Source organism: Streptomyces sp. NPDC048514 (genome assembly GCF_043199955.1).
Taxonomy (GTDB): Bacteria; Actinomycetota; Actinomycetes; order Streptomycetales; family Streptomycetaceae; genus Streptomyces.
In genome coordinates, this window is record NZ_JBICWT010000003.1 from 346,115 (window position 1) to 370,697 (window position 24,583).

The window sequence follows — 24,583 nt, forward strand, 5'->3', positions numbered from 1 at the left end:
CGTCCTGGGTCGTCGCTCGCGGCGTTGTGGGGCCTGCTCGGAGAACTACCGGACCCGCGCGACCCACAGGGCGCGGGGCGGGGCGAGGGCAGTGGGCACGCGTAATCCCCCCACCGGGCGGTGACGCCCGCTGAGGGGATGGTGTTGCGCATCGAAGGTGTTCGCGGACTACGCGTTGCCCGACGTGCCGTGGCCGGGCAGCCACGCCGACTCCGCGACACCCACTCCCCCGGCCCGGCCGGGCACGGTGGGCCGGAGGACGGTGGGTGTCAGACCGTGCGGGCGACCAGGCCGTGGCCCGCGGTGTTCGGCGCCGCAGCCGGCGAGCTCTCCGGACGGGCCATCAGGATCGAGCGCTGCAGCCGGCTGAGCGCGGCTGACGGCTCCAGGCCCAGCTCGGAGACGAGCGTGGTGCGCAGCCGCTGGTAGGCGTCGAGCGCCTCGCCACGCCGGCCCGAGCGGTGGAGCGCCAGCATGAACTGCCCGTGCAGACTCTCGTGCATCCGGTACTGGTTGACCAGCACCGTCAGCTCCGGCAGCAGTTCGCGGTGCCGGCCCAGCCGCAGGTCGGCCTCGATGCGCTGATCGAGCGCGCACAGCCGGGCCTCCTCCAGCCTCCTGGCCTCCATGTCGATCCGGATGCCCGCCTGGATGTCGGTGAGTGCGGGTCCGTTCCACAGCGAGAGCGCATCGGCCAGCCTACGGGCCGCGCCGGTGTAGTCCTCCGCGTCCATGGCGCGGTATCCGGCTCCCGCGCCGCGTTCGAACTCCCGGAAGTCGACGTTCCCGGCACGCGTCTCCAGGCGGTAGCCGCCGGGGACGGTGGCGAGGATGTCCTTCGGGGTGCACCGTTCGTTCTCACCGTGGGCGAGCGCCTCGGCGATCAGCTCACGGAGTTGCAGCACGTAGGTCTGCAGGGTGGTGCGTGCGCTGCGCGGAGGCTTGCCTCCCCACAGCTCCTCCACCAGGCCGTTCACCGAGACGACCTGATCGGCGTGGAGGGCGAGCAGGGCGAGAACCTGCCGTGGTTTGGGCGCCGTCGGGACGACCGACACCCCGTTCTCGCGCACTGATAGCGGGCCCAGCACATTGATGTCCACATTCTCCCCCATGAGTTCAGGCTGGAGACCGGTACTCGGCGTGTGCGCTTCCGCTGCCGCGGCCCGATGCTCTGCCTCGCAATTGGACCCCCCGATAAAAAAACAGCACAGTCGGTTTGTCAATCCAAGACGACTCAAGTCTCGCTGAAGCGACGCCTTTCAGCCACACTTATCAAACGGACGTTCGCATTCCTCTCGACCCGGCCAGGAGAAACCGCAGGCTGACCGTCACATTCCGCTTCCACAGGGCACGGAGCAGCGAAAACAAGGCGCCACCGGAAGTCCGGAACGGGCGGGCTGAAAATGTGTAGTGGCCCCTCCCCGCAGGGTGTCCCGAGCGGGAGGGGCCATGGAGCCATGCCGACCAGCGCCTCGACGCAGCCGTGACCGGCCGCTGAAGCCTCGGCGACAAAAACGTGTCGGTCCGTTTGCTTCGAGGTGTCAAGACCGCTTTCCTCAGCGCCCTTGGGCCGGCTCGGCGCTCGGCCGGGGCTCGGCGTGGCACCCCGTCGGGTCCGGCGTCCGCGTCGGCGGGCGGCCGGTGGCGACGAGGCGGCAGAGACACGTCTGCCGACGCGAGGGAGCGTGGTGGGCCGGGGCGCTGGGGCCGCCTTCCGGGGCGCCCGCCGGTGCGGCCGACCGGGTCCGCTACTGCGGGGGGTTGCCGTGCTTGCGGGAAGGCACCTCGGCGTGCTTGCTGCGCAGCATCGCGAGGGAGCGGCTCAGCACCTGCCGGGTTTCGGCGGGGTCGATGACGTCGTCCACCAGGCCGCGCTCGGCCGCGTAGTAGGGGTGCATCAGCTCGGCCTTGTACTCCTTGACCATGCGCTCGCGCGTCGCGTCGGGGTCGTCGGCCTCGGCGATCTGCCGGCGGAAGATGACGTTCGCGGCACCGTCGGCGCCCATCACGGCGATCTCGTTCGTCGGCCAGGCGTAGGTGAGGTCGGCGCCGATCGACTGGGAGTCCATGACGATGTACGCGCCGCCGTAGGCCTTGCGCAGGATGATCGAGACGCGGGGCACGGTGGCGTTGCAGTAGGCGTACAGGAGCTTCGCGCCGTGACGGATGATTCCGCCGTGCTCCTGGTCGACACCGGGGAGGAACCCCGGCACGTCCAGCAGGGTCACGATGGGGATGTTGAAGGCGTCGCACATCTGGACGAACCGGGCAGCCTTCTCACTCGCCTCGATGTCCAGGACCCCGGCCAGGGCCTGCGGCTGGTTGGCGACGATCCCGACGACCTGGCCGTCCAGGCGGGCCAGGGCGCAGATGATGTTGCGGGCCCAGCGCTCGTGGACCTCCAGGTACTCGCCGTCGTCGACGATCTCCTCGATGACCTTGGTCATGTCGTACGGACGGTTGCCGTCCGCCGGCACGAGATCGAGCAGGGCCTCCGACCGCCGCGCCGGCGGATCCGTGCTCGGGCCGTGCGGCGGATACTCGCGGTTGTTCTGCGGGAGCAGCGACAGCAGGTAACGGACCTCCTCGATGCACGTCTCCTCGTCGTCGTAGGCGAAGTGGCAGACGCCGGAGGTCTCGGCATGGACGTCGGCGCCGCCCAGGCCGTTCTGGGTGATCTCCTCGCCGGTCACCGCCTTGACCACGTCCGGGCCGGTGATGAACATCTGCGAGGTCTCACGGACCATGAAGACGAAGTCGGTGAGGGCGGGGCTGTAGGCCGCACCGCCCGCGCACGGACCGAGCATGACCGAGATCTGCGGGATGACGCCGCTCGCCCGGGTGTTGCGCTGGAAGATGCCGCCGTAACCGGCGAGCGCCGAGACACCCTCCTGGATACGGGCGCCGGCCCCGTCGTTCAGCGAGACCAGCGGGGCACCGGCCGCGATGGCCATGTCCATGATCTTGTGGATCTTGGTGGCGTGGGCCTCGCCCAGCGCACCACCGAAGATCCGGAAGTCGTGCGCGTAGACGAAGACCGTGCGGCCCTCCACCGTGCCCCAGCCGGTCACCACCCCGTCGGTGTACGGCTTCTTCGCCTCCAGCCCGAAACCGGTCGCCCGATGCCGGCGCAGCTGCTCGACCTCCTGGAAGGAACCCGGGTCCAGGAGCAGCTCGATCCGCTCCCGCGCCGTCAGCTTGCCCTTGGCGTGCTGCGCCTCGGTCGCCTTCTCGCTGGGACCGGCCAGCGCCTCCGCGCGCACCATCTGCAGTTCGGCAACGCGTGCACGGGCGACGGCCACCTCCTCCGAAGCCCTGGGTATGTCATTGACAACGGTCACGGCGTATCCCTCCCACATGGTGAGGCCCGGAGCCCTGAGGAGGTCGCTTCCGGCACCGGACCGCCTGTGCGGCCGATGCAGGCGGGGGTACGGGCCGCATACGAATGAGCCATGGACGACGGCGGCTTCACCGCCAGCTGTAGGGGGAGCTGTAGGCGGCGGACACCCGTTCGGGGCGCCACCGCGGGACATCGGGGCTGCGCCGTACGCTCGCGTCCGCGCCCTGGTCGGCCAGCAGCGAGAACAACACGACGGTGATCGCGGCCAGTTCCGCGTCCGTGGCCCGGCCCCGCTCCACCCGGAGCAGGGTGTGCGCGCCGCCCGTCGGCGCGGCTCCCCCTCGGGCGAACCCCTCGTCCATGCCGCCTCCTCTTTTCCGCAACCGTCCGACATCGCGCTCAAGAGGAGCTTTTGGCCCGCTGGAACAGCACTCGGCTCAGTGGACGCGGTGGTGCCGCTGGGCGCCGTGCGTCACCAGGTCGGGCACCCGTTCGGGGGCCGCCGCCAGCCACGGCAGCACGAGGGACCAGAAGCGCGTCAGGCGCTCGGCGGAGGGCCACTCCGCCTCCGCCATGGCGATGACCGCGAACCCGACCGTGGCCGCCACTATCGTCGTCGTCGCGTCGTCGGCCGAGACGTCCTGTGCCAGCTCCCCGGCGTCCCGCGCCTGCACGACCAGCTCCCGCACGAGGCCGCGCCACCAGTTGAGCAGCTCCGCGTCGCTCTTGCGCGAGGGGTCGCCGCTCAGCTTCAGTCCGGCCCGCAGAACCGGATCGTCGGCGGCCGCGAGCACCAGACCGAACGCCGTACGGACCAGCACCTGGAGCGCGGAGCCGGCAGTGCCGCGGCAGCCCTCCGCCAGTTGCCGCCCGGAGTCCGTCGCCTCGGACTCGACCTCCCTGGCCAGGTCGTCCTTACTGGCGAAGTGGAAGTGCAGGGCGCCGGGGCTCACCCCGGCGCGTTTGCTGATCATGGAAAGGGAGGCCAGGGCGTACCCGTCGGCGGCGAACACCTCGGCCGCCGCGCGGATCAGGATCTGGCGTGTCCGCACCGCTCGGTCCTGCTTGGCCACCGTGCCTCCTCTCGCCCGGGAACGGGGATCCTAGCAAACCGCACGCTTGGTATGTTTGTGGGGGCCCGTCCGCGCGGCCTTGCGCTGCCGGGCCCGCACGGGACCGGCAGCGCCTCCCCCTGCCGGAAAGCAGCGGGACTCCGCCACCCCGGTCCGGGGTGGCGGAGTCCCGCCGTCCGTGACGCCCGCGTCAGTCCGCCGGAGTCAGGATGACCGGCAGTTCCCGGTAGGAGTTCATCAGGAAGCTCTGCATGGGCCGCAGTTCCTCCGGTGCGCAGGCCAGCCGCATCCGGGGAAAGCGCTCGAACAGCTCGGCGAAGGCCCCGGTGGCCTCCACCTCGGCGAGCGGGGCACCCATGCAACGGTGCGTGCCGTAGCCGAACCCGATGCTGTTCTTCTCGCGGTCCGTGCGCAATACGTCGAAGCGGTCGGCGTGCTCGCCGTAGCGCTCGGGATCGCGGCCGCCGGCCGCGAAGTTGACCAGGATCGCGTCGCCCTTGCGGATGGCCACGCCGTCCAGATCGATGTCCTCGACGGCGAACCGCATCGGCGAGTAGGCGCCGGGGGTGTGCACGCGCATGGTCTCGGCCGACACGTCCTGCCAGGTGGCCCGGCCCGCGCGGACGTGCTCCAGCTGCTCGGGGTTGCTCAGCAGCGCGCCCACGGCGTTGGTGATCAGCGCGGCGGTGGTGTCCTGCCCACCGGCGATCATGAGGAAGAGGGTGCCGAACAACTCCTGCTCGCTGAGCCGGTCCCCGTGGTCCCGTGCCTCGATGAGGGACGAGGTCAGATCGTCGCCGGGCTCGGCCCGCCGGGCCGCCACGTGGTGGGCCAGCAGCGTGAACGCCTCCATGCGGGCGGCCTCTATCTCCTGCCCGGAGAGAGTGGTGCCGAAGACCTTGTGCAGCGCGACGCACAGGGCGTCCGTCGCCTCGCCCTGCGGAACCCCGAACAGTTCGCATATGACGCGCATGGGCAGGATTTCGGCGAAGGCGGCGCGCAGGTCGACCGGTGTGCCGGCCGGGACGGCGGCGAGCCGGTCCACCAGTTCCGCCGTGATCTCGGCGACCCTGGGGCGCAGCGCGTCGGTCCGCCGGGCGGTGAACGCCCCGGCGACCAGCCGGCGCAGCCGGGCGTGGCTCTCGCCGTAGGCGAACAGCATGTTCTCGTTGGCCACCCACGGATACAGCGGCCAGTCCTCGGTGATCTTCCCCTCGATGAACGCGGGCCAGTGCAGGCGGGGGTCCTTCGAGACACGCTCATCGGTCAGCAGCCGCTCTATGTGCTGCTGCCCCATCACCCCCCAGGCGATGACACCGCCCGGCAACTCCACCTGGACGGCCGGGCCCTGGGCCCGCAACATCGCCGCCTCACCTGCCAGGTCACGCCCCGTCACATCGAGGGCATAGGGGCAGGACGTCGTCTTCATGGTCGTTTCTCCCCGGGTATCGGTCGTGCACGTGTTTGCGTCGTGCCGTGCCCAGGGGAGGGGTCCCCCGCCCTCCCCTCCGAGGGCGCACGGATCCCACGCCCCCAACGACTGTTCAGTTGTGGTGTTTCCGGGCCGGGCCCGGTGGTGCGTCAGCCGGTGGCACCGGCCTGTTCGGCGGCCGGGACGGTCTCGTCCGGCGCACCCTGTTCGGTCTCCTCACGCAGCTTCAACGCGGCCTTGTACACCCGAGCCCCCCGGTCGGCGGCCGTGTCGAGCTGCATGAGCACCGCCGGGACCGCGATGCTCGCCATGAGGTGCCGTTGCAGATCCGCCACTCGCTCCGGCAGATCGGCATGGTCGGACATGATTTTCGACAGTACCTGAACGCCGGTGAACGCGCCGACGAACATCCGGGCCGCCGCCTCCACGTCCACGTGGGGCAGCAGTTCCCCGTTCACCTTGGCCTTGCCGAGCAGGTCGACGTTGTGCCCGATCCAGGCGCTCATCGGCACCCGGCGGTCCAGGGCGTCGTTCGGGGCCCCCTGGTCCACCGTCAGCCTGATGCTGCCCTGCACGACCGGGTCACCCTCGGCGAGCAGATGAGCGAGCAGAAACGCTTCGTCCAGGCCCTGCTGGAGCTTCAGCTGCTGCTGGGGCGCGGTCGGTATGGCGGCGAGCTGGCCGGCCAGGACGGCCTGGGCCAGCTCCTCCTTCGACGCGAAGTGGAAGTAGAGGGCTCCCTTGGTGACGTCGGCCCGGTTCAGGATCTCGGAGATCGTCGCCGCCTCGTAACCCACCTCGGCGAAGACCGCGGCGGCCGCGACGAGGATGGCCCTCCTCGTCCTGATGGCCCGTTCCTGCAGTGCCACGGTTCGATACCTCCGCGCAGTTCATCCGATCCTGCCTAGAAAATAAACCGACAGGTTTGTATCCCGCCACCCCAAGTCCAGCGGTCAACCATAGGGGGCTGCCCACCCGGCCGCGCACGGCACGCGCCCGTCAAAGGCGTTGGGTTCTACATGTCCTTCATCGGAAGGAAACCTTCCGCTTGGTATTCTTTCCGCCCGATCCGCGATACTACGTGCCGGGGCACTCTCGAACCGCCGGTTGGAATAGGGTATTCCGCTCCGGATCCACTTGAATCACCGTCAAGAACCACACTGCCGACCGATTGTGATTTATCTCAAATTGGCTTGATAAGAAAACCGGTGGGTCCGTATCTTTTGTGTTCTGCACATCCAGCTCCGGATCTGCGACAACGGGGAGAGAGGGTCATGGCCCTTCTGACAGTCCAGCCCGCCACGCGTCCCACCGGTGAGCCGGCGCAGCACCCACCAGAGGATATGGTTCCGCGTGCGAGTGAGCCTCTGCCGGTGAGCGATCCCGCGGGAACCGCGCCCGCGCCCGCGCCCGCAGGCGAACTGGCCCGGCTGCTCTTCGGCCGGGACGACGAGCGGGCGAGGGTGCACCACAGGTGGCGGCGGCTGATAGGCGACGACACGTTCCGTCATCAGCCCGACCGCTCCCCCGCCGAGCAGGCGGCCCAGTTCTACCAGTGGCTGCGGCTGGTGAACGACACCGCGGGAGACGCGGTGAGCCTCGCCACCGACCCGAGTCTGCTTGCGGGTCTGCACGAGTGGGCGGCGATCGTGGACGGCGGCGGGGGTCTGTGCACGGTGGCGAGCATCCACTACAACCTGTTCCTCGGCAGTCTGCTCGACCACGACACCACCGGCCGGGACCTGTCCGAGTTCACGTCGCTGCGCCGCATCGGCACCTTCCTGTGCACCGAACTGGACCACGGCAACGACAGCGCGGCGCTGGAGACGACCGCCGAACTCGACCGCGAGACGGGCGGGTTCATCCTCCACACGCCGCACGCGGGCGCGGAGAAGTTCATGCCCAACACCAGCACCACCGGCGGACCCAAGACCTCCGTGGTCGCCGCCCGGCTCATCGTGGACGGCCAGGACCAGGGCGTGTTCCTCTTCCTGACGCCGCTGAGCGACGAGCGGGGCCTGCTGCCAGGCGTCCGGGTGCGCCGGCTGCCACTGCGCCCCGGCGCGCCCGTCGACCACTGCCTCACCGCGTTCGACCGGGTGCGGCTGCCCCGCGAGGCCCTGCTGGAGGCGGAGCACGGCCGGTACGGCGAGGACGGCACCCTGGTCAGCAACGTGGGCAACCGGCGCAAGCGGTTCCTGCGCTCCATCGGCCGGGTCACCATGGGCAAGCTGTGCATGAGCGGCGCCGCCGTCGGGGCGGCGCGGGCCGCCCTGGCCATCGCCGTGCGCTACGGCGAGCACCGGGAGGTGGCCGGCCCGAAGGCGGGCGAGCGCATACCGGTGAACAGCCATCGCAGCCACCACGGCCGGCTGCTGAAATCGCTGGCCTCGGTCTACGCGATGACGTTCCTGCACCGTTCGGCGCTCGCCGGCTGGGCCGCGCACACCGAGGACGACCGCGACGACATGGAGCGCGCGGTGGCCGTCGCCAAGGGGTGGATCACCTGGCAGGCCCGCTCCATCACCATCGAGGCGCGCGAACGGTGCGGCGCCCAGGGCCTGTTCGCGGTCAACGGGCTGATCGGACTGCCCCAGTACACCGAGGGGACGATCACCGCCGAGGGCGACAACCTGGTGATCTGGGCCAAGGCGGCGGCGGAGATGCTGTTCGGCCACGAGACCACGTCCGGTGAGATGCCGCAGGCCGGGCCCGACGCGCTGACGGACCCACGGTATCTGCTGGGACTGCTCGCCCGGTCCGAGGCCGCCTGGCAGGCGCGGGCGCGCGTCGCTCTGCGCCGTGGTCCCGCCAAGAACCCTGTGGCCCGCTGGAACAAGGCGTCCTCCGCGGCCCTGGAGATGGTCGCCGTACATGCCTCGCTGCGGGCGGCCGACGCCTTCGTCGCGGCGGCCGAGCAGGCCGCGGACCCCGAGGCACGGAGGCTGATGGAGCGGCTGTGCGCGCTGTTCCTGCTGGACCAGCTCGCCGGCCGCACCGGCGATCTGCTGGCCGACGGGCATCTGAGCGCCGATCAGGTGCGTGAACTGCCTTTCGTCATCGACGAGATGATGGACGAACTGGCTCCGCACCTGACGACCCTGGTCGACGCCTTCGACCTGCCGGAGGAGTATCTGGCGGGCGTGCCCATCGCCAACGGCGCCACCGTCTACCTGGCCGACCACGCGAGCGCCGGCGCGTACCCGGGCTCCGCGTCCTGAGGTACGTCCCCGGCACGGCGTAACGGCCCAGCCGCCGCCCCGGCCGCCGCCTGGGCCGTTACACCGTGCCGGCCCGGACGCCCGCACCACGACGGCCTCGTGGCGGCACACGACAGCGACCGTGCGTGGACGCGCGCGGGTACGACGGAACCCCGCCCCCGATGTCAGGGGCGGGGTTCTCGCCGAGCGCCGGTCAGGGCGCTCTGGACCGCGACGTGTGCTCTTCGCGGTCGGTACGCGGCAGGATCGCTCGAGCCGCGTGGTGCCGCACACCGTGGCCGGGCCGGACGCTGATCGTCGTCCGGCCGGGGGTTTACCGGACACGGCCCGGCCACGGCGGCGACGTCTCAGGTGATCACGCGTCGGCGGCCAGCGACGGCTCCGGCGCCGCCTTCGGCTCCGCCACGGGCCGGGGCGGGCGCACGAACACGAACACCGCGATCGCCGCGACCAGGCTCAGGCCCGTGGCCACCAACAGGATCTCGTCCAGGGCGTCGGCGTACGCCTGGCGCACCAGGTCCGCCACGTCGTTGCCCCGGGCGATCAAGGTACCCGCCTCGCCGTTGCTGAGCTGGCCGACGAGGTTGTGCCCCGCGGTGTCCTCCAGCTTGCTGTGGAAGACCGCGCCGAGCACGGCGACGCCGAACGCGTAGCCGGTCTGGCGGAAGGTGTTGACGGCGCCGGACGCCATGCCCGCGCGCGGTCCGGGCACCGCCGCCATCGCGGCTGCGGACAGCGGGCCCAGCACCAGGCCCGCGCCCAGGCCGACGAGGAACAGCCCCGGCAGCACGACGGCCCGACCGGATCCGGGCCCGAGCGTGGTCTGGGCGAACACGCCCGCGGCGATGAAGAGCATTCCGGTCCCGATCAGCCGGCCGGGTGCGAACTTGTGCATCACCCGGCCGAGCACCATGGACACCGTGAAGGTGGTGAGGCTCGCCGGGAGGAACACCAGACCGGCCTGGATCGCGCTCAGGCCGAGCACCGACTGCAGCCACAGGGTCAGGTAGGCCCAGTAGGCCCAGGCCGCCGCGGGCAGCGCCGCAGCCGCGAGCAGTACCGTCGGGAAGGACGGGTTGCGGAACAGCGAGAGGTCCAGCATCGGGTTCTCCCGCCGGCCCTCGACGACGACGAACACGATCAGGCCGACGGCGGCGAGCGCGAACATCCCGAGGGTGAGGCCGGAGCTCCAGGACCCTCTGATCAGCGCGTAGACGAGAGCGGCGATGGCGACGGTGAAGCTCACCATGCCGGGCAGGTCGATGCGCTGCGGGCTGGGGTTGCGGGACTCGTTCACCGCCATCAGCGTGAGGACGATGGCGAGGACGCAGACCGGCAGGTTCACGAAGAAGATCCACCGCCAGCTGAGGTTGGAGGTGAGCACGCCGCCGATCACCGGTCCCGCCGCCGACGCGGCACCGTTGACCGCGGCCCAGGCGCCGAAGGCGATGCCCCGGTCCCGGCCTTCGTAGGAGCTGGTGATCAGGGCCAGCGTGGTGGCGAACATCGCCGCCGCGGCCAGGCCCTGGATGCCCCGCGAGGCGATGAGCAGGCCGACGTTCCCGGACACGCCGCACAGCAGCGAGCCGATCGCAAAGAGTACGAGGCCACCCAGGTACACGCTGCGTCGCCCGATCCGGTCCGCGAGCGAGCCCGCGGTCATCACCAGAGCGGCCAGCACGAGCGCGTACAGGCTGAGCACCCATTGCAGGTCCGAGAGCGAGGCATCCAGGCTTACGGACATGTCGGGTAGCGCTACGGTCACGATTGTCACGTCGACCAGCAGCATGAAGGTGCCGGCGCAGATCGCGACAAGCGGCAGCCACTTGCGCATGTTCAGGATCCTTTCAGTCACGTTATATGGGTGACACTTCAGAGCCGCGCGGTGTGACAGGGAACCGGAAAATAATGCGGAGAACGCCGGGGCGGGTGGTCCGGCGAGGGCGGAGACGCGCGGCGACCGCCCGTTTCCGAGCGGTCGCCGCATCGTCCGTGCCTGCCGGATCCGGTCAGCCGGGGATGGCCAGGTCCAGCCGGGCGAGTCGTTCGGGGTCTCCCATCACGTCGATCTGCACGATCCTGCCGCGCGAGACGATGAACCCCATGACCGAGACCGGCTTCCCGGCCACGGTCACGACCACACCCGCGGCGCCGTTCACCAGTGCCGGCAGCACCCGCGCGCTGGGGCGCTCGAACATGATCGCCCGGGCCGCGACCGCGGTCGCACCGTGGACCACGACGGACGCGTCCGGACGCGCGGGCCCCTCGTCGGCTCGCAGCACGACATTGGGATCGAGGACGGCGACGAGCGCGCCGAGTTCGCCGCGCCGCGCCGCGGCGAAGAAGGCGTCGACGACCTCCCGCTGCTGGGCGATGTCGGGATCGGGAGCCGGGATCTCGTTTCCCCGCACCCGGCGCCGGGCGCGGCTGGCCAGCTGCCTCGCGGTGGCGGGCGAACGTCCGACCATGGGGGCGATCTCGTCGAAGGGCAGGTCGAACATGTCGTGCAGGACGAATGCCAGCCGCTCGGCCGGGGCCAGCGTGTCGAGCACGACCTGGAGCGCCAGTCCGACCGAATCGGCCAGCAGCGCCGCGTCCTCGGGATTCGTGCCGCTCGTCAGGCTGACGACGGGGTCGGGTACCCGCACACCCATGAAGTCCTCACGCCGCGCGCTGCGCGAGCGCAGCATGTTCAGGCACACGCGGACGACGACCGTGGTCAGCCACGCGTCGAGGCTCTTGATCTCGTCGGTGTCCGACCGGCTGAGACGCAGCCAGGCCTCCTGGACGGCGTCGTCGGCCTCGGCGAGCGAACCGAGCATCCGGTAGGCCACCGCCCGCAGGCGGACCCGGTTCTGCTCGAAGCCCTCCGTCAACCCGCTGGGGTCAGCCATCAGGTCGTACTCCTCTGTTGCGACCTGCCATTACGGTGGCACCTCATATCTGTTCGATGTGACGAGCAAGCGATCTCCCGTGGCACGGACGGCCGGGCGGGCGCTGTGACCAGGGACGTACACCGGCAGCGTACCGATGCCGGCCGAAGGTACAAGTCGGCCTCCTGTCAGGCCTGGTGACGGGCCGCCAGGCCGGCTGCCGGTGCGGGGAGGACGGTCGCGGTCATGGGTCGTGCGGGCTTCGTGGCGGCCCCGGACGGCCGCTCTCGGGAGCGGCCCGGGCATCGGCGGCGCCGGCCACGACGACGGCGGGGCCGGCAGCCGGGAAGTGGGCCGCGGCGGGGGTCAGTTCGGCGGCCGGCAGCCGGTGCCGGGCGGTCTCGGCGTCCCGCTCCGTGCTCCCGGTCCACGCCCGGTCGGTTGCCGCACCGATCAGCCGATGCAGCCGTGCCCGGCGCAGCCGTCCGGTCGTCTCGTACAGCGTCTCGGCGAAGAGGGCGTGGGTGAAGCGGAACCAGCCCAGCCGTTGCTGGTCCTCTCCGATCAGGCCCGCAGCGATGGCGGTCTCCAGCGCCTCCAGGGCCGCCTCGATCTCCACCGCGGCGGCTTCGGCGACGACCTCGATGTCGAAGGACCGGCCGGCGATCGCGGCGACGGACAGCAGTTTGGCCGCCGTGCGGGGCAGCCGGGCGATCCGCCGCAGCACCACCTCGCGCACCGGTACCGGCACGGGTGCGGTGTCCGCCTGGTCCAGGTGCTGTTCGCCGGTCAGCAGTTTGATGAGTTCGCGCAGGAAGAACGGGTTGCCGTCGGTGCGCGACCACAGGGCGTCGGCGGTACGCCTGCCGACCTCACGGCCGAGGACGGCGCTCGCCAGGGTCTGCGTCTCCCGCGCGCTGAGCCCCTTCAGTTCCACCCGGGTCATCCCGGCGCGGGCCAACGCGGCCAGTGTCTCCGCCAGGGGCGCGGCTTCGTCCGAGCGGTAGGACACCACCAGCAGCAGCCTGCTCGTCGGCACCGACTCGGCCAGGTGGGCGAGCAGCCGCAGGGAGCTGAGATCCGCGCGGTGCAGGTTCTCGAGCAGGATCACCAGAGGGGTGGTGTCGGACGCGTCGCTGAGGTACCGGACGATGGCCTCGAACCGGCGCAGGGTGGTGCCGATCATCTCCGTGCCGCACACCAGCTCCTCGGTGGCCCCTCGCAGCAGCTCGGCCACCGGCTCGGGAACCGGACAGTGCGGCAGGCAGGTGCTCGCGGCGCGCAGCACCTGCTCCCAGAGCCACAGCGGTGGTGCGTCGACGTGCTCGGGGCAGGTGCCCGACAGGACGGGTACGCCTGCGTGTTCGGCGAAGCGCCGCAGCAGGAGGGTCTTTCCGCTGCCCGGCTCCCCGGAGACGGTCACCACCCGGCCCTGGTCGGCCGCCGCGGCCAACGAGTCGGCCAGCTGCCCCAGTTCCCGGTCGCGGCCGACGAAGATCTCCTTGTCCGTGACCGGGGCGGGCGGCGGCTCGGTGGTGCGGACCCGCGGTGCGGCCGTGGAGACGTCGGTCCCCCGTACGGCCGGGGCGGCGGGGGGCGGCTGCCAGTCGAGGGTCGGAGCCTGGTTCAGGATCTCCCACTCGAGTTGTTTCAGCGTCGGTCTGGGGTCGATGCCCAGCTCCTCCGCGAGGCGCATCTGGGTGCTGCGCAGCACCTCGAGCGCGTCGGCCTGCCGGCCGGCCCGGTACAGCGCCAGCACCAGCAGTTCACAGCCGTACTCGCGCAGCGGGTGGCTCTGCACGAAGGCCTCCAGCTCGGCCACCGCCATCTCATGCGCTCCGACGCCCAGCAGTGCCGCGCAGCGCATCTCGAGCACGGACAGTCGCAGTCCGTCCAGACGCGCCAGCTCCGGTGCCAGCCAGGTGGCCCCGGCGACCTCCGCGTAGGCCTGTCCCCGCCACAGCGCCAGCCCGGTCTCGAACCGAATCAGCGCCTCCCGCGGGTCGCCCCGGTCCCACGCCTGCCATCCCGCCCTGGCGTGCTCACCGAACCGGTGGACGTCGACGTCGACCACTCGGCTGTCCACCAGGTAGCCCTGGGGGCACTTGCGCAGCACCGTCGCCGGTGTCCGCGGTGCCCGCTGCGGTTCCAGCGCCTTGCGCAGATTGGCCACGTAGGCCTGCAACGAGGTCGTCGCCGACGGCGGTGGATGCCCCGCCCACAGGGCTTCCAGCATCAGATCCACGGTCACCGGCTGTCCCACCCGGCTCACCAGCAGTGCGAGCAGGGCGCGTTGCTTCGGCGTCCCGAGATCCACCAGCCGGCCGTCGACGGCTGCCTCCAGGGGGCCCAGCGCATTGAACTCCACCATGACCCGCGTCTCCGGCGGCTGAGCCTCGGTCCGTCGGACATGGTCCCTCGGCGCGTGATGCGAGGTCCCCACAACTACGGCGTCAGTCATGTGTCGGGAGTTCCCTCCCTCAGATGGGAAGGTCCGCATCAGGAGCCCGGAGAGCCGGGCGGCAACCGGCCCACTCCGTTCCGTTCGTCGCGGTGGCGCAGTGATGCGGACGGACTATGCGGCAACCGTAGTCAGCCGAGATCCAACACGGCTCGAAGGCTGCTCGACGATGGTCCGTGGGCGGCACCGCTCCGGCGCCCGGTGACTCACGGAAAGCGGGACAGCCGCCCCCGGGCCCGCCCAGCGGGCCCCGGAGCGGCTGTCACGGGACGGCCCCGGTGCGGGGGCCGGTCGCTGCCGACTGTCACCACTGGGTGAGCCAGCCGACCTGGTAGTCACCACCGTGCTGCTTGGTGAGGACGTTCATCCGGTTGACGGTGTTCATGAAGGAGATCAGGGACACCAGGGCGCCGAGCCCGTCCTCGTCGTAGTGCTTGGCGGCGTTCTGCCAGGCCTCGTCGGTGATCCCCTCGGCGCCGTCGGCGAGGCGGGTGCCCTGTTCCGCCAGCTCCAGGGCGGCCCTCTCGGCCTCGGTGAACACGTTGGTCTCCCGCCACACCGCGACCAGGCCGAGACGCAGGGTGCTCTCGCCGTGGTGTGTGGCCTCCTTGATGTGCATGTCCGTGCAGAAGCCACAGCCGTTGATCTGGCTCACTCGCAGCGACACCAGCTCCACCGTCAGGATCGGCAGCTTCGACGAGTACGCCCTCGCCGCCGCGCTGACGTGCTTCAGGAATTTGACCGTGACCGGGTTCTCGTAGACGTTCAAACGGCCACCCATGACCGACTCCTTTGCTGTGCCGTTATTGGTGCTTATACCTGTAAGACCCACCGGCCCGACACGTTGTGACAGGAGGGAGCGTGACGTACGTCACCGAACCTCCGGCCCGGTCAGAAGCGGCTCGCGGCCTCGGCCACCTCCTTGAGCACCTTGCGCTCCTGCCCGGTCGGCAGCATGACCAGGACGCGGTCGGCGCCGGCCGCCTTGTACTCGTCGAGCGAGTCCAGGTGGGCGAGGGTGACGGTGATCTCCATGCGCCCGCGACCGGCCTCCGCCGCGCGCTCCTGCAACTCGGCGACCCGGGCCCGGAACAGCCCCGAGTCGTCGTGGTGGCCGGGCATCCATCCGTCGCCGTAGGCGAGCACCCGGTCGAGGGCGTTCGGGTGGTCCCCGCCGACGAACACGGGCGGCCTGGGCTTCTGGAAGGGCTTCGGCCAGGAGTAGATGGGGTCGAAGTCGACGAAGTCGCCGTGGTACTGCGCCTGGTCGTTCGTCCAGATCTCCTGCATCGCGGCCATCCGCTCGGCCATCAGCTTCATCCGGGTGCGGGGGTCGGTGCCGTGGTTGCGGATCTCCTCGCGGTTCCACGGCGAGGCGACGCCGACGCCGAACAGCAGCCGCCCCTGGGACATCTGGTCGAGAGTGGCGATCTCCTTGGCCAGATAGATGGGGTCGCGCTGCACCACGAGGCAGATGCCCGTGCCGACCCGCAGGGTCGAGGTGACGGTGGCCATCGCGGTCAGGGTCAGGAGCTGGTCGCGGTTGCGGTGGAAGTCGCGGGGCATGTCGCTCGTCGCCGCTTCGCCCAGGTCGTCGCGGTCGGTGAGCTTGACGGTGTCGGACGTGTTGGCCCAGGAGGTTCCGCGGTTGACCGGCACGTGGCTGTGGTCGGGGACGAAGACCGACTCGAGGCCGAGTCCCTCGGTCTCGCGGGCGAGCTCCAGCGGGTCGATTCCCTCGTCCGTGTTCATCCAGAACACACCGAATTTCATATTTTCTCCACCTCGTTGTCGCGGACGTTGCGTCCGACCGGTGTTCAGGTCATGCATCGGTGCAGGTCATGAGGTTCGCGTCGGCGGTCCGCCGGGGATCCGTCCGCCGGTGGTCCAGCGGTGCGGCGGACCGGCGGGGCAGCCGCTCCGCCGGTCCGCCGGTCAGGTCCTAGATGTCCGCGACCTTCGTCGCCGACACGATGGCGTGGATGGGGAAGGAGTCCGCCGGCATGTCGGCGGGGGTCTCGTACGTCACCTCGCCCCACTCGAAGCCGCGGTCCTCCAGCATGCGCCGGTACGCCGACAGCTTCACTCCGCCGCCCTGTCCCATGGCGCAGCCGAGGAAGAAGGCGGGATAGAAGTCGACGCAGCGGGGGTCGACGGAGTCCTTGTTGTTCTCGGCGTACAGCGGCACCAGGAGGTTGACCTTGCCGCCGACCTTCAGGGCGTTGTTGGCGGCGCCGAAGATCTCGAACACCTTGTCCTTGTCCCACAGCGCCAGGAAGTGCTTGATCAGCACGACGTCGAAGCCCTGGGGAACGCTCTTGAAGACGTCACCGCCGACGAACGAGCAGTGCTCGGCGACGCCGTGCGCCCGGAAGTTCGCCAGGCACTCCTCCTCCTTCTCGGGCAGGTCGAAGGTGGTCACCCGCAGACCGGGCGAGGCGTTCAGCTTGTAGGTGTGGATCGCGCCGAGCCCGGTGTTCCCGGCGAGGTCCAGCACCTGCGCGCCGGCCGGGATCTCGACGTTGCTGAAGAACCACGGATCGACCCGGGCGGTCTCCGAGTCCATCGCCGTCGCCCAGGACTCCCGCAGGTCCTTGTGTTCGGCCACGGCACCGAACAGGGTGCCCTCGTAGCCGTAGAACTCCTTGAGGCCGACGACCGTACCGGCCTGGACGCTCTCGGTCAGGTAGAACCCCTGCCGCAGAACGGTGACCTTCACCAGGTCCATGAAGGCGAGCACCCGCTTGAGGTCCTCCCCCTCGACGTCGGCGAGCGTGCCGAGGGTGTAGCCGCCGGTGGCGTCGTCGTAGGTGACGAAGTCCTCCTGGACCGGAAGGTTCAGCAGCTGCTCCACGGCGTCCTCCTTGGCGCCGACCGCGCCGGCGAGTTGCGCCGCGGTGACGCCGGGGCTCTCCCGGATCTTGTCGATGAGGCCGAGTTCGAAGCAGGACAGCAGGTTGATGAACCGCGTCGGGCCCACCATGTATCCGCGAAGTTGCGCGAGCGTAGCGTCTGTGGACACTTCACCGATCCCTTTCGATTTGGTCATCTTGATACGTCGGACGAACCGGTCCGATGTCTGGTCAGTGGTCGTGGGTCAGCAAACGAGCGGGTGAGCCGGGAGCCGTCGGCCGCACGGCGGTGCCGGGTCGCGGCGGCCGGTGCAGGACGCGCTACTGTGCAAACGGAGGGGGCCCCGAAGTCCGTCGGCCGGACGCAGCCGTCGTGATCGATCCGATGGTCCTCATCCCCCTCCCGCCGCGGCGTGCAGCGAGTATGGACATCGGGGCTTGGCGGGGACTGTTCGGCGGGTTGGCGCCGACTTGGCGGCGTCTTGGCGCGGCGGGCGGGGACCGGAGGGCCAGGTCGCGGGACACGCGGGACATACCGCTCCACCGCCTCTCGAGGACCGCTGCCGATGCTTGATGACCGGGGAGCACGGGGGCGCGCCCCGCCTCAACATGTCGATCCGAAGGGATTCCTGTGACGAGCCCGGATGCCTTACTCGCCCGGATGCGCGAGTACATGGTGGGACCCACACGGTTCATGAACCTCTATGCCTGCTTCGAGCTGGGCATCGTCGACGCGCTGCGCAAGGAGGCCGGCCTGACCGCCGCCGACCTGGGCGAGGCCGTCGGCGCAAAGCCCGACGCCGTCGAGCAGTTGCTGCATCTGCTGGTGAAGGAGGGCTTCGTCACCCACGACGACGCCACCGGCGGCTACACCCTCGCCGCGCTCGCGGACGTCGGCGAGCAGGACCTCCAGCGTGCTCTGACCTTCATGGGCATGATCAAGACAGGCATGCTGCGGCAGTTGTACTACCTCGCCGACAGCGTGCGCACCGGCAACGTTGTCGGGCTGAAGGAGTTCTACGGCTTCGAAGGCACGTTGTTCGAGGCCGCGGGCCAGGTCGCCGAGGTGCGCGCCGCGTGGGGGCCGCTGGCGCAACAGGAGACCGCCAGTGTGTACCCCTGGTTCTTCCGGAGCTTCGACGTTCCGGACGGGGCGCGAGTGCTGGACGTGCTGGGGGGCAACGGGCTCGGGGCGATCATGACCCACCAGCTGAAGGGGTCGCCCGGTCTGCGGGTGACCACCTTCGACCGGCCCGCGCTGGAGGCGGAGTGCCTGCGGAACTTCGAGGCGCAGGGCGTGGCGGAGCACTCCTCCTTCGTGGGCGGTGACGTGCTGGAGTCCCTGCCCGGCGGCTTCGACGTGCTGCTGCTGAAGCACTTCGTGGACATGTACGACAAGGACGAGGTCCTCACCATCCTGAGGAACGCCCATCAGGCCCTGGAGCCCGGTGGACAGATCGTCGTCCTGGCGCCGGTGTACCCGGAGGACATCACGGACACCGACGACTACCAGGCCGACTTCTTCCCGGCCTACATCCTCGGTTGCGTGATGGGCCACGGAGGTCTGCAGAAGCTCTCCACCTACCGCAGTTGGCTGGAGGAGTGCGGCTTCGAGGTCACCAAGGTGACCGCCAAGGATCCCGCCGACGTTCCGGCGGACGCCATCATCACCCGCGTCGTCCTCTGCGCGACGAAGCGGGGCTGAACCGTCCGGAGCCGGTGCCAACCGCGCATGAGGGGCGGTCCCGTACGGGGCCGCCCCTCGGCGTGTGCCTCACCTCGCCCGGAGGTGTGGACGGGCCCGCCCCGCGCTGGAAAGCCGGGGACGGGCCCGCGGGTGAACCGGTCAGGAGGCCGGGAACTTCAGCAGCTCACCGTTGTTGCCGACCGTGTTGTTGGTGACGTAGAGGTCACCGTTGGCGGCGATGTCCAGGCCCGTGGGCTGGACCAGGCGGTCGCCGGTGTCGATCGGCGTGGCGGCACCGGTGTGCCGGTCGATCCGGGTCAGGCCGCCCGGCAGCAGGCCGGTCGAGGAGTAGCCGGTGGCGTACGACAGCGCGATCAGGTCGCCGTTGGGGGCCACGCGCAGGCCGATGGTGTTCGTCAGGCCCGTGGCGAAGACGGTCGGCTTGCCACCCGGCACGTAGCGCCAGATACGGCTGATGCCGGGCTGCATGCTGCTCAGGTCGGAGATGTAGAAGGCCCCGTCGCGGCCCCGCACGATGCCCGTCGGTACCGCCTGCGCCTCCCCGGGCGGGTTCAGCGCCTGGACGGGCGAGGACTTCAGGGCCGAGGACGTGCCGGCCGGCGGGGCCGGCAGCTTGTTGTTCGGGAAGACGGCCTCGGTCTCGGTGGTGCCGTCGGGGTGGACCCGGATCATGTCGTTGGCACCGGCGTCGACGACCAGGTAGTCCCTGCCGTCCCGGATGAAGGACCACGGGTTGGAGAAGACCTGGCCGTTTCCGGTCACGGAGTCTGGGTCGTGCAGGGCCTCGTGCTTGCCGAGGTCACCCAGGATCTTGCCCTTGGCGATGTACAGCGTGCCCAGCGGGTCGCTGCCCGGGCCGAGCGCCGCACGGGTGTCCGGGTCGCCACTGAGGTTGCTGACCACGCGGTAGGTGCCGTTGGGGGCGTTCTCGGCCTGGGTCACACCCATGATCGTGGACTCGCCGTCGGGGCGGACGTCCATCTCGGAGGGCAGGCCCGTGACGACACGGCCCTTCTTGGCGCCCTTGATCCTGAAGATGGAGCCGCTGAAGCCGAGGCACTGGGTGTTCGGCTCGGTGCACGGCGTCGCCGGCCCGCTGCCGGCCTCCGCGACCAGGAGCGAGCCGTCGCTCTGGATCCGGACGGCGCGCGGATTGTGCAGGCCGGTCGCCAGGACTTGGGGGGTCGACGAGATCCTGTGCCCGTGCCTGCCGGCGGCCGCCTGGGATGCGGCCTGGCTCGGTATCACGGTGGCCGTGAGGCTGCCCACGACCGCCGCTGCCAGGAAGGCCGCCGCCCAGGACTTGCTCGTTCTCGACATGTCTCTCCTCAAATTGGCACGCCCCCGCAGTCGGGGGCGAATTCGACCGGCGTCACCATAGACGCCGGACGACTCATCCGTCCTCTGCGTAAAACCCCTCAACTTAAACGGAGTTGGCCGAAGACATGGTGTGCGACGGCGGAATTCCGCAATTGCACACCGGGCCCCGCGACCGGAAAAGGGGTGCGCCGGCCGAGGCTGTCCGCAGGCGGGGGAACAGGGTGGACCACTGGATTCCGCGAGGGGCTCCGCCGTTAGCGCAGTCCGGTCCGTCAGCCGATTCCCGCCAGCCGCAGCAGCAGCGATTTCACTTCCGTGGCGGCGAGTCGCCCGGAGACCTCGCCGGGGTGCGAACAGAGCAGGACCGGTCCGTCCTCGGGGCGGTCCGGAAGCCGGCCGTGGCTGCCGCGCACCGGCGAGGGGTCGAGCGGGACGACGGCCATCCGGTAGCGCATGCCGAGCTTCTTGCGAGCCAGTGCCTTGGCGGCCTTGACCTTCACATAGGGGTCGAGGGGGTCCATGAACAGCTCGGCCGGGTCGTAGCCGGGTTTGCGGTGGATCTCCACGAGCTGTGCGAAGTCGGGGGCGTGGGCGTCGTCCAGCCAGTAGTAGTACGTGAACCAGGCGTCCGGTTCCGCGACCGCCACGAGTTCCCCGGACCGCGGGTGGTCCAGGCCGTGCTCCTTCTTGCCCCGGTCGTCGAGGAGTTCACCGACGCCGGCGATGCCTTCGAGCGTCTCCCGTACCCCGGCCAGGTCCTCGGGCCGCCGCACGTAGACGTGCGCCAGCTGATGGTCGGCGACCGCGAAGGCGCGCGAGGCCATGGTGTCCAGGTACTCCATGCCGTCCTGGGTGTGCACCTCCAGGTAACCGGCGCGGCGCAGGGCCCGGTTGATGTCGACGGGCCTGCTGACCCGGGTGATCCCGTACTCGGAGAGGACGACCACGGTGCGGCCCTCGTCGGCGGCCTCGTCCAGCAGCGGGGCGAGTGCCTCGTCCAGTTCCGTGGCGGCCTGCAGCGAGCGCGGGTCCTCGGGGCCGAAGCGCTGGAGGTCGTAGTCCAGGTGCGGGACATAGCACAGCGTCAGATCGGGCCGGCGGGTGCGGTTGAGGTGCCGGGTGGCGTCGATGATCCACTTGCTGGACACCAGGTCGGCGGTGGGGCCCCAGAAGTTGAACAGCGGGAAGGTGCCCAGCTCGGCCTCCAGTTCGTCGTGCAGGGCGGCGGGCCGGGCGTAGAAGTCGGGCTCCTTGCGGCCGTCGGCGTAGTAGACGGGACGCGGGGTCACCGTCCAGTCGGTGTCCGCCCCCATCGCGTACCACCAGCAGACGTTGGCGACCGTGTACCCGGGGTGCAGGCGGCGGGCGGCGTCCCAGAGTTTGTCGCCTTCCACCAGTCCGTTGTGCTGGCGCCACAGCAGGACCTCTCCGAGGTCGCGGAAGTACCAGCCGTTGCCGACGATGCCGTGCTCGGCGGGGGGCGTGCCCGTCAGGAAGGTGGACTGGGCGGCGCAGGTGACGGCGGGCAGCACGGTGCCGAGTTCGGCGTGCGACCCGTTGCCCCGGAGCGCCTTCAGGCGGGGCATGTGGTCCAGCAGTGTGGGGGTCAGTCCCACCACGTTCACGACGAGCAGGGGTGTCGGGGGCTTCGTCACTGCTGCTCCTTGAGTCCGAGGTCGGTCAACAGGTCTCGGGCGAGGCCGAGTTCGGCGGCGATTCCGTCGGCGAGCTGGGCGTCCGAGGCCGGGCGCGCCTCGGCCGGCAGGGCCTGCCAGGTGTAGGTCTCGACCTCGAAGTGACGGCTGCGTGCCACGGGGCCGCCGACCAGGACGGCGAGCGTCTCGCGCAGCACGTCGAGGGTGGAGGTCAGCGGCGGTGCGGGCGGAGCGTGCAGCGGTACGTGGAAATGGGCGCGCCAGGGCACCGTGTCCGGCAGCGCGCCCCCGGCCAGCGCCGGGCCGAGGTCGTCGGTGCCGTGCAGGACGCCGTCCAGTCTGGCGCGGGTCTGGTGCAGGAAGCGCGGCTCGTCGAAGGCGGCGAGCGCCGCCCGGACCGCGGGGTCCCGGGGGGTCTCGGCGTGCAGGGCGGCGGAGAGCTGCACCTTGGGCACGGTGATGCCGGCCCGTGCCAGGCCGTCGAGGGCCGCCGTGGGGTCCTCGAAGCTGGTGGCCAGATGGCAGGTGTCCAGGCACAGGCCGATGCGGTGGCCGGGCAGGGCGGCGAGGGGGGCGATCGCGTCGGCGGTGGTCTCGACGGCGCAGCCGGGTTCCGGTTCCAGGGCGATGCGGATGGAGCGCCCTGACGTCTCCTCCAGGTCGTCCAGCCGCCCGGCCAGTTCGGTCAGTGCCGTGTGGGCCGCCTCGGCGGCGGCCCGGTCGAAGCCGGTGCGCCAGGCCAGCGGCAGGGTGGAGATGGTGCCCTCGGTGACGTCCGGCGGCAGCAGGCCGGCGAGCAGCCCGGCCAGAGCCACGGTGTGGTCGAGGCGTTCCGGGTCGGTCCAGTCGGGCTTGTAGACGCGGTACTTGACCTGTTCGGCGCCGAAGCCCCGGTAGGGGAAGCCGTTGAGGGTGACCACCTCCAGGCCTCGCCGGTCCAGCTCGGTGCGCAGCCGCCCCGGTGCGCCGGGGTCGGCGCTCAGCGCGCGGACCGCGTCGCGGGCCAGCCACAGTCCCACGCCGAGGCGTTCGGTGCCCAGGCGGTGCCGGACCGGTTCACAGTGGGCGGTCAGCTGGGCGATGACGCCGTCGAGTGTCTCGGCGGGGTGGACGTTGGTGCAGTAGGCGAGGTGAACGGTCGAGCCGTCCGGATGCCGGAAGCGCACGGCTCATTCGCCCCCGCGCAGAATGGAGTTGCCCTCGTGCAGGGCCCCGGCCTTCGCCACGTCCAGGTCCAGCCGGCCGCTCAGCCCGTAGAAGGCGACGGGGTTGCGCCACAGCACGCGGTCCACGTCGTCCTCGTCGAATCCCGCGGCGAGCATCGCGTCGCCGACCTTGCGGGTCTTCAGCGGGTCGCTCTTGCCCCAGTCCGCCGCGGAGTTGACCAGGACCCGCTCGGGGCCGTACTCCTGCAGGACGGCGACCATGCGGTGCTCGTCCATCTTGGTGTCGGGATAGACGGAGAAGCCGAGCCAGGCGCCGGCGTCCTTGGCCTCCTCGACCGTGGTCTCGTTGAGGTGGTCGACCAGGACCCGTTCGACGGGCAGCTCGGACTCGGCCACGACGTCGAGGGTACGGCGCAGGCCCATGAGCTTGTCGCGGTGCGGGGTGTGCACCAGGGCGGGCAGTCCGTGCCGGGCGGCGAGTTCGAGCTGCGCGGCCAGTGCGATGTCCTCGGCCGGGGTCACCGAGTCGTAGCCGATCTCGCCGACCGCGACCACGCCGTCCTTGCTCAGATAGCGTGGCAGTTCGTCGAGGACGGGCGCACAGCGCGGGTCGTTCGCCTCCTTGGGGTTCAGGGCGATGGTGCAGTGGTGCGCGATCCCGTACTGCGCGGCCCGGAACGGCTCCCAGCCGAGCAGCGCGTCGAAGTAGTCGTAGAAGCTCTCCGGCGACGTGCGCGGCTGGCCGAGCCAGAAGGAGGGTTCGACCAGGGCGCGCACACCGGCCGCGTACATCGCCTGGTAGTCGTCGGTGGTGCGCGAGGTCATGTGGATGTGCGGGTCGAAGATGCGCATCAGGCTTCCTTGGCGGTCAGGGCGAGTACGTGGTGCAGGTCGTCCGGCACGAGCCGCCCGGCGGCGGTGCGTTCCGCGGCGAAGTCCTGGAGCATGCGGGCGAGTTCGGCGTCGCCGCGGGCCCGGTCCGCGAGGTGGGCCACGGCGGCCGCCGGAACCCCGGTGAACAGGCACTTCAGGACGGCGTGCCGCCAGGCGTGGGCGTCCAGGTGCGCGGCGGCGTAGGGTCCGACAGCCGCGGCGACGAGCCGGGTGTCATTGGCGCGCAGCGCGTCCTCGACCAGCGGAACACCCGTGTCCGGGGTGAGCGTGAGGTGGGGCAGGGCCAGCAGGACGGCACGCCGCTCGGCACCCGTTCCGCGCTGGTAGAGCCGGGTCACGGCGCTCGCCCCGGGTCGCGCCGTGTACAGCAGCAGTACCCGGGCCGCCTCCGCCGCCTCGGGGAAGCCGCACTCCCGGCCGGCCGCCGCGAACCGCAGTTCCCATGCCGGTACTCCCCGGCTCGGGGCCGCGGCCGGGTCGGGGTGCGCCGTCTCGCGCGCGTCGGCGAGTGCGGCGTCGAGCCAGGCGGCTCCCTCGGGACGGAGGCGGGCCAGCAGTTCCTCGCGGTGGATCAGCATGCGGGCTTCC

Annotated in this window: 19 protein-coding genes; 2 read left to right on the forward strand and 17 right to left on the reverse strand. The window is 70.7% G+C overall.

Annotation, left to right across the window (positions count from 1 at the left end; translation table 11 throughout):
• Positions 1 to 269: 269 nt before the first annotated feature.
• From ACGFT2_RS07530 to ACGFT2_RS07555, 6 genes are all read right to left on the reverse strand, one after another.
• The gene (locus ACGFT2_RS07530) at positions 270 to 1,100 is read right to left on the reverse strand and encodes a BTAD domain-containing putative transcriptional regulator (protein WP_393274935.1); all 831 of its coding nucleotides are present in this window, start codon (positions 1,098 to 1,100) and stop codon (positions 270 to 272) included.
• A 648-nt stretch (positions 1,101 to 1,748) separates the two neighbouring features.
• Positions 1,749 to 3,266, reverse strand: coding sequence for an acyl-CoA carboxylase subunit beta (locus tag ACGFT2_RS07535; RefSeq protein ID WP_393274937.1), 1,518 nt, complete (start codon positions 3,264 to 3,266; stop codon positions 1,749 to 1,751).
• Positions 3,267 to 3,468: 202 nt separating this feature from the next.
• On the reverse strand, positions 3,469 to 3,702 hold the full coding sequence (locus tag ACGFT2_RS07540; RefSeq protein WP_393274493.1) for an acyl-CoA carboxylase subunit epsilon: 234 nt from the start codon (positions 3,700 to 3,702) through the stop codon (positions 3,469 to 3,471).
• 75 nt (positions 3,703 to 3,777) lie between these two features.
• Complete coding sequence (locus tag ACGFT2_RS07545; RefSeq protein WP_393274494.1) at positions 3,778 to 4,413, reverse strand: ScbR family autoregulator-binding transcription factor; 636 nt, start codon at positions 4,411 to 4,413, stop codon at positions 3,778 to 3,780.
• 190 nt (positions 4,414 to 4,603) lie between these two features.
• Positions 4,604 to 5,842: a cytochrome P450 gene (locus ACGFT2_RS07550; protein WP_393274496.1), complete on the reverse strand. Its 1,239-nt coding sequence runs from the start codon at positions 5,840 to 5,842 to the stop codon at positions 4,604 to 4,606.
• 152 nt (positions 5,843 to 5,994) lie between these two features.
• Entirely contained in the window at positions 5,995 to 6,714 is a 720-nt protein-coding gene (locus ACGFT2_RS07555) for a ScbR family autoregulator-binding transcription factor (RefSeq protein ID WP_393274498.1), read from the reverse strand.
• Positions 6,715 to 7,218: 504 nt separating this feature from the next.
• On the opposite strand from ACGFT2_RS07555, the gene ACGFT2_RS07560 reads away from it, so the two are divergent.
• Positions 7,219 to 9,066, forward strand: a complete 1,848-nt coding sequence (locus tag ACGFT2_RS07560) for an acyl-CoA dehydrogenase (RefSeq protein ID WP_393274499.1) — start codon at positions 7,219 to 7,221, stop codon at positions 9,064 to 9,066.
• Positions 9,067 to 9,421: 355 nt separating this feature from the next.
• On the opposite strand, the gene ACGFT2_RS07565 is transcribed toward ACGFT2_RS07560, so the two are convergent.
• The 6 genes from ACGFT2_RS07565 to ACGFT2_RS07590 form a co-directional block, all read right to left on the reverse strand.
• Positions 9,422 to 10,921 carry an MFS transporter gene (locus ACGFT2_RS07565; protein ID WP_393274500.1) on the reverse strand — a complete coding sequence of 500 codons (1,500 nt, stop codon included), beginning with the start codon at positions 10,919 to 10,921 and terminating at the stop codon, positions 9,422 to 9,424.
• Positions 10,922 to 11,075: 154 nt separating this feature from the next.
• Complete coding sequence (locus ACGFT2_RS07570; RefSeq protein ID WP_393274501.1) at positions 11,076 to 11,960, reverse strand: sigma-70 family RNA polymerase sigma factor; 885 nt, start codon at positions 11,958 to 11,960, stop codon at positions 11,076 to 11,078.
• Positions 11,961 to 12,183: 223 nt separating this feature from the next.
• Positions 12,184 to 14,310 carry a BTAD domain-containing putative transcriptional regulator gene (locus ACGFT2_RS07575; protein ID WP_393274503.1) on the reverse strand — a complete coding sequence of 709 codons (2,127 nt, stop codon included), beginning with the start codon at positions 14,308 to 14,310 and terminating at the stop codon, positions 12,184 to 12,186.
• Positions 14,311 to 14,704: 394 nt separating this feature from the next.
• Positions 14,705 to 15,181 (reverse strand): carboxymuconolactone decarboxylase family protein, encoded by a 477-nt coding sequence (locus ACGFT2_RS07580; protein ID WP_393274505.1) that lies wholly within the window; start codon positions 15,179 to 15,181, stop codon positions 14,705 to 14,707.
• A gap of 110 nt (positions 15,182 to 15,291) precedes the next feature.
• Positions 15,292 to 16,173: an LLM class F420-dependent oxidoreductase gene (locus tag ACGFT2_RS07585; RefSeq protein ID WP_393274506.1), complete on the reverse strand. Its 882-nt coding sequence runs from the start codon at positions 16,171 to 16,173 to the stop codon at positions 15,292 to 15,294.
• A 169-nt stretch (positions 16,174 to 16,342) separates the two neighbouring features.
• The gene (locus tag ACGFT2_RS07590; protein ID WP_393274508.1) at positions 16,343 to 17,422 is read right to left on the reverse strand and encodes a methyltransferase; all 1,080 of its coding nucleotides are present in this window, start codon (positions 17,420 to 17,422) and stop codon (positions 16,343 to 16,345) included.
• A gap of 461 nt (positions 17,423 to 17,883) precedes the next feature.
• On the opposite strand from ACGFT2_RS07590, the gene ACGFT2_RS07595 reads away from it, so the two are divergent.
• Complete coding sequence (locus ACGFT2_RS07595) at positions 17,884 to 18,957, forward strand: methyltransferase (protein WP_393274510.1); 1,074 nt, start codon at positions 17,884 to 17,886, stop codon at positions 18,955 to 18,957.
• A gap of 141 nt (positions 18,958 to 19,098) precedes the next feature.
• Here the strand turns inward: ACGFT2_RS07595 and ACGFT2_RS07600 are convergent, their stop codons facing one another.
• From ACGFT2_RS07600 to ACGFT2_RS07620, 5 genes are all read right to left on the reverse strand, one after another.
• The gene (locus ACGFT2_RS07600; RefSeq protein WP_393274512.1) at positions 19,099 to 20,280 is read right to left on the reverse strand and encodes a ScyD/ScyE family protein; all 1,182 of its coding nucleotides are present in this window, start codon (positions 20,278 to 20,280) and stop codon (positions 19,099 to 19,101) included.
• A gap of 272 nt (positions 20,281 to 20,552) precedes the next feature.
• Entirely contained in the window at positions 20,553 to 21,935 is a 1,383-nt protein-coding gene (locus tag ACGFT2_RS07605) for an alkaline phosphatase family protein (RefSeq protein WP_393274514.1), read from the reverse strand.
• Positions 21,932 to 23,101 (reverse strand): metabolite traffic protein EboE, encoded by a 1,170-nt coding sequence (gene eboE, locus ACGFT2_RS07610; RefSeq protein ID WP_393274516.1) that lies wholly within the window; start codon positions 23,099 to 23,101, stop codon positions 21,932 to 21,934. Before eboE ends, ACGFT2_RS07605 begins: the two co-directional genes overlap by 4 nt.
• 3 nt (positions 23,102 to 23,104) lie before the next feature.
• The gene (locus ACGFT2_RS07615; RefSeq protein WP_393274518.1) at positions 23,105 to 23,953 is read right to left on the reverse strand and encodes a TatD family hydrolase; all 849 of its coding nucleotides are present in this window, start codon (positions 23,951 to 23,953) and stop codon (positions 23,105 to 23,107) included.
• The gene (locus ACGFT2_RS07620) at positions 23,953 to 24,573 is read right to left on the reverse strand and encodes an EboA domain-containing protein (protein ID WP_393274520.1); all 621 of its coding nucleotides are present in this window, start codon (positions 24,571 to 24,573) and stop codon (positions 23,953 to 23,955) included. Before ACGFT2_RS07620 ends, ACGFT2_RS07615 begins: the two co-directional genes overlap by 1 nt.
• Between the last annotated feature and the right edge of the window lie 10 nt (positions 24,574 to 24,583).

Bases quoted from the DNA above. Each gene is read 5' to 3' on its own strand.
- ACGFT2_RS07575 (WP_393274503.1), bottom strand. From the start codon at position 14,310: ATGGTGGAGTTCAATGCGCTGGGCCCCCTGGAGGCAGCCGTCGACGGC.
- ACGFT2_RS07535 (WP_393274937.1), bottom strand. From the start codon at position 3,266: ATGGTGCGCGCGGAGGCGCTGGCCGGTCCCAGCGAGAAGGCGACCGAG.
- ACGFT2_RS07600 (WP_393274512.1), bottom strand. From the start codon at position 20,280: ATGTCGAGAACGAGCAAGTCCTGGGCGGCGGCCTTCCTGGCAGCGGCG.
- ACGFT2_RS07585 (WP_393274506.1), bottom strand. From the start codon at position 16,173: ATGAAATTCGGTGTGTTCTGGATGAACACGGACGAGGGAATCGACCCG.
- ACGFT2_RS07620 (WP_393274520.1), bottom strand. From the start codon at position 24,573: ATGCTGATCCACCGCGAGGAACTGCTGGCCCGCCTCCGTCCCGAGGGA.
- ACGFT2_RS07580 (WP_393274505.1), bottom strand. From the start codon at position 15,181: ATGGGTGGCCGTTTGAACGTCTACGAGAACCCGGTCACGGTCAAATTC.
- ACGFT2_RS07570 (WP_393274501.1), bottom strand. From the start codon at position 11,960: ATGGCTGACCCCAGCGGGTTGACGGAGGGCTTCGAGCAGAACCGGGTC.
- ACGFT2_RS07550 (WP_393274496.1), bottom strand. From the start codon at position 5,842: ATGAAGACGACGTCCTGCCCCTATGCCCTCGATGTGACGGGGCGTGAC.
- ACGFT2_RS07615 (WP_393274518.1), bottom strand. From the start codon at position 23,953: ATGCGCATCTTCGACCCGCACATCCACATGACCTCGCGCACCACCGAC.
- ACGFT2_RS07540 (WP_393274493.1), bottom strand. From the start codon at position 3,702: ATGGACGAGGGGTTCGCCCGAGGGGGAGCCGCGCCGACGGGCGGCGCG.